The sequence below is a fragment of the Methylomagnum sp. genome, assembly GCF_054333355.1.
This window is the reverse complement of the sequence record NZ_JBTEKS010000346.1, coordinates 1-4,735: the sequence shown is the minus strand read 5'-3', so window position 1 is coordinate 4,735 and position 4,735 is coordinate 1. Positions and strand designations below refer to the sequence as shown.

Sequence of the window (4,735 nt, the reverse complement as noted above, 5' to 3'; positions counted from 1 at the left end):
GGGTCGTCCGTCTGGCCGCGATAGCGGATGCCGCCCTCCGGCTCGCCGTGGCGGATGAGGTCTAAGAGTGTCGTAACCCGGTCGTCGGTAATCACGCGGGGGATTCCTCTTGAATGGCTAAGCGGGCGCGTTGGATGGCGGCGCGGACCTGGGCCGGGGCGGTGCCGCCGAAGTGGTCGCGGGCCTGGATCGAGCCTTCCAAAGTCAGCACCTCGAACACGTCGGCTTCGATGGTGGCGGACAGTTCCCGCAATTCGGTCAATTCCAGCCGGGACAAATCGCGGCCCGTTTCGATGCCCAACCTGACGGCCTTGCCGACGATTTCATGGGCGTCGCGGAAGGCGATGCCCCGGCGCACCAGATAATCGGCCAAATCGGTGGCGGTGGCGTAGCCCTTGAGGGCGGCTAGTCGCATCGCTTCGCGGTTGGGCTTAAGGTGCGGCACCATGTCGGCGAAGGCGCGGAGGCAGTGCTTGAGGGTGTCGATGGTGTCGAACAGCGGCTCCTTGTCTTCCTGGTTGTCCTTGTTGTAGGCGAGCGGCTGGCCCTTCATCAAGGTCAAGAGTCCGATGAGGTGGCCGAACACCCGGCCCGACTTGCCGCGCACCAGTTCCGGCACGTCCGGGTTCTTCTTCTGCGGCATGATCGACGAGCCGGTGCAGAAGGCGTCGGGCAGATCGACGAAGCCGAACTGGGCCGAGGTCCACAGGATGAGTTCTTCCGAGAAGCGCGACAAATGCATCATCGCGAGGCTGGCGGCGGCGGTGAATTCGATGGCGAAATCCCGGTCGCTGACGGCGTCCAGCGAGTTGGCGGCGGGGCGGTCGAAGCCCAGCAGTTCCGCCGCGTAGTGGCGGTCCAGCGGGAAAGTGGTCCCGGCCAGGGCGGCGGCACCCAGCGGCATGACGTTGACCCGCTTGCGGCAGTCGCGCAGCCGGTCGTGATCCCGCGCCAGCATCTCGAACCACGCCAACAGGTGATGGCCGAAGCTGATGGGCTGGGCCACTTGCAGATGGGTGAAGCCCGGCAGGATGGTGTCGGCCTCCCGCTCGGCGAGGTCCAGGAGGCCCGTTTGCAGGCGGCGGATTTCCGCGCCGATGTGGTCGATTTCCTCCCGCAAATATAAACGGATGTCGGTCGCCACTTGGTCGTTGCGGGAGCGTCCGGTGTGCAGCTTCTTGCCCGCCTCGCCGATGCGGTCGGTGAGGCGGGCCTCGATGTTCATGTGGACATCTTCCAGTTGCACCGACCAGAAGAAATCCCCGCGCTCGATCTCCGCCAGGATGTTTTCCAGCCCGGCGATGATGGCGTCGCGGTCCTTCTCGGACAGGACGCCGATGCGGGCCAGCATGGTGGCGTGGGCGATGGAGCCTTGGACGTCGTGGCGGGCGAGGCGCTGGTCGAAGCCGACCGAGGCGGTGAAGGCTTCCACGAAGGCGTCAGTGGCTTCGGTGAAGCGGCCCGCCCAGGGTTTTGGTTCGCTGCTCATAGGCGTGAATATCTCTAAGTGACTGAATAGCACGAATTATAACCCGAGAGCCACCGGCCCCGGCTTCATCATTCGCAGGATGGTTTTGAGTCGAAAGATTGTTTTGTTTGATTTAAGTCAAGCCATCGTTTCCGATAAGGATATAGATTGCTCCTGCCTTTTGGCCCCATAAAACCTACGACAAATTGAGGAGGTAAATCCCATGGCTCTACTGAATTGGACCGCCGAAGCGTTCGCTACCAACGTTACCGCAGCGGACGACGAGCATAAGGTCATTTTCGACATGACCAACGACCTCAATGATGCCGTCGCCGCCGGTGATCGGGCGGTTGTCGGCCAGAAACTGGATGCCTTGATTGGTTATGTGGCTGGTCACTTCAAGACCGAAGAAGACCTGTTCGACGCGCACGGCTATCCCGACACCGAAGCCCACAAAGCCCTCCATGTCGAACTGGTCAACACCTGCCTGGACGTACAGAAAAAATTCCATGCCGGCGAAATCGAAATCACCGGCGACACCTGCGTGTTCGTGAAGGACTGGCTGTACAGCCACATCCCCAACGTGGACAAGCACTACGGCCCCTACCTGAACGGCAAGGGCGTCAATTAAGAATTGAAGCGAGGGGGCCACGCGGCCCCTTTCGCTTGATTGGCGAGTGATTACGCCGCTTGCCGTTCGTGTTTCCATACTGAAACGCGAACGGCAAGCGGCGTGAGTTTTTATGGGCTATCCTCAAGTCGGGAGGCCACGGTTCAGCGGGATGTCGCGGCGGTTTATTCGCCAAGCGCCCTGTAGTAGCATCCCCCGCGAAAACAACCAGCGGGACTCGCACAATGACTCAACCCACTCAACTTCCGGCTTGGCGCACCCTTGAAGCGCACTGGCGGGACATGGCCCAGGTCCACATGCGGGATTTGTTCGCCGCCGATCCCCAGCGCTTCGAACGCTTCTCCCTCGGCTTCGGCGACCTGTTGTTCGACTACTCGAAGAACCGGGTCACCGACCAAACCCTGAGCCTGCTTTTCGATCTCGCCAACCAGACGGGACTCGCCGACAAGATTTCGGCCATGTTCCGGGGCGCCCGGATCAACGTCACCGAGAACCGCGCCGTGCTGCATGTGGCCCTGCGCAACCGTTCCAACCGGCCCATCCTGCTCGACGGCGAGGACGTGATGCCCGACGTGAACCGGGTGTTGGCCAAGATGCGCGGCTTCACCGAGGCCATCCGCTCGGGCTGGTGGAAAGGCTGCACCGGCAAGTCCATCACCCATGTGGTCAACATCGGCATCGGCGGCTCCGACCTGGGGCCGAGGATGGTGGTGAAGGCGCTGGCGCCTTACAGCGACTCGGGGCTGCGGGTCCGCTTCGTGTCCAATGTGGACGACGCCGACCTGGTGTTCAACCTCAAGAACCTGGACCCCGAGACCACCCTGTTCTGCATCGTCTCGAAGACCTTCACCACCCCGGAGACCATGACCAACGCCCGGACGGCGCGGGACTGGCTGCTGGCGAAGGTCAACGATCCCGCCGCCGTCGCCAAGCATTTCGTGGCGATTTCCACCAACGCGGAGAAGGTGGCCGAATTCGGCATCGACACCGCCAACATGTTCGAGTTCTGGGACTGGGTCGGGGGCCGCTACTCGCTGTGGTCCGCCGTGGGCCTATCCATCGCCCTGGCGGTGGGCATGGACCGCTTCGAGGCGCTGCTGGAAGGCGCCCACCGGGTGGACGAGCATTTCCGTGCGGCCCATTTCAGCCAGAACATCCCGGTCATCATGGCGCTGTTGGGCATCTGGTACGACAACTTCTTCCATGCCGACGCCTACGCCATCCTGCCCTACGACCAATACCTGGAACACCTGCCCAGCTATCTCCAGCAGGGCGACATGGAGAGCAACGGCAAGACCGTGGACATCGAGGGCCACCCGGTGGACTACAGCACTGGACCCATCATCTTCGGCCAGCCCGGCACCAACGGCCAGCACGCTTTCTACCAGTTGATGCACCAGGGGAGCGAACTGATCCCCTGCGACTTCCTCGCGGCGGCGCAAGGCCACCACAACATGGGGAAGCATCACGAAATCCTCATCTCCAATTACATCGCCCAGACCGAAGCCTTGATGAAGGGCAAGACCTGCGAGGAGGCCAAGGCCGAGTTGCGGGCCGAAGGCGTCACCGGCGAACGCTTGGAAGAACTGGCGGCGGCGAAAACCTTCCGGGGCAACCGGCCCTCTAATTCCATCCTTTATAAGCGGCTCACCCCGGAAACCCTGGGCAGCCTCATCGCTCTGTACGAACACAAGATATTCGTCCAAGGCGCCCTCTGGAACATCAATTCGTTCGACCAGATGGGCGTGGAGTTGGGCAAGCAACTCGCCAGGACCGTCCTCGCCGAAGTGGCCGACGACACGGTGGTGACGTCCCACGACAGCTCTACCAACGGACTCATCAACCGCTACAAGGCGCTGCGCAGACCATGACCCGACAACTCTTCATCGCCAACAGCCCCGACGATCTGGCCCGCGAAGCCGCCGCCCGTTTCGCCGACGCGGCGGGCCGGGCCATCGAGGACCACGGTCGCTTCTCGGTGGCCCTGTCCGGCGGCAGCACGCCGCGTCGGCTTTATTCGTTGCTGGCGCAGCCGCCTTATCTCCACGCCGTGGATTGGACGCGGGTACATATCTTCTTCGCCGACGAGCGCTATGTGCCGCCGGATCATCCCGACAGCACGCTGCTCCTGGCGCGGGAAACCCTGCTGAATCATGTGCCCATCCCGCCGGAAAACATTTTCGCCATGCCGACGGAAGGCGACACGCCGGAAGCCGACGCGGCCCGCTATGCCGAAAGCTTGCAAAGCTTCTTCGACGGCGCACCGCTGCCCCGCCTCGACCTGGTTTTGCTGGGCATGGGGCCGGACGGGCACACCGCCTCGCTGTTCCCTGGTCGGCCCGATTATCCCGGTGCCGTCGCGGCGATTTTCGAGTCGCCCAAGCCGCCGCCCGTGCGGCTGACGCTGACTTTGGACGCCATCAACCGGGCGGCGCAAATCTGGTTCCTGGTGACGGGGGCGGACAAGGCCGAGCCGGTGCGGGCGATGTTCCGGGGTGAACCCGCCGGTTTGGTTCTGCCCGCTGGCAGGGTTGAAGCGGGCGATGGCGCGACCGTCTGGCTGTTGGATCGAGAGGCCGGGGCGGGCGTGATGGATTTGGTGTCGTAGGGGTAGGTCGGGCTTAAGCCCGACCTAC

At 63.0% G+C, this 4,735-nt stretch carries 4 protein-coding genes; 3 read left to right on the top strand and 1 reads right to left on the bottom strand.

Going from position 1 to position 4,735, the window contains the following annotated elements; genetic code table 11:
• Window positions 1–91: 91 nt before the first annotated feature.
• Window positions 92–1,489 (bottom strand): argininosuccinate lyase, encoded by a 1,398-nt coding sequence (argH, locus tag ACXWUF_RS18880; RefSeq protein ID WP_458496137.1) that lies wholly within the window; start codon window positions 1,487–1,489, stop codon window positions 92–94.
• Between the two features lie 202 nt (window positions 1,490–1,691).
• On the opposite strand from argH, the gene ACXWUF_RS18875 reads away from it, so the two are divergent.
• The 3 genes from ACXWUF_RS18875 to pgl all read left to right on the top strand — a co-directional run bounded on the left by ACXWUF_RS18875 (window position 1,692) and on the right by pgl (window position 4,707).
• Entirely contained in the window at window positions 1,692–2,099 is a 408-nt protein-coding gene (locus ACXWUF_RS18875) for a bacteriohemerythrin (protein ID WP_458496136.1), read from the top strand.
• Window positions 2,100–2,323: 224 nt separating this feature from the next.
• Window positions 2,324–3,970: a glucose-6-phosphate isomerase gene (gene pgi / locus ACXWUF_RS18870; protein WP_458496135.1), complete on the top strand. Its 1,647-nt coding sequence runs from the start codon at window positions 2,324–2,326 to the stop codon at window positions 3,968–3,970.
• Window positions 3,967–4,707, top strand: coding sequence for a 6-phosphogluconolactonase (pgl, locus tag ACXWUF_RS18865; protein WP_458496134.1), 741 nt, complete (start codon window positions 3,967–3,969; stop codon window positions 4,705–4,707). The genes pgi and pgl overlap by 4 nt, the downstream gene beginning before the upstream one ends.
• Window positions 4,708–4,735 lie beyond the last annotated feature (28 nt).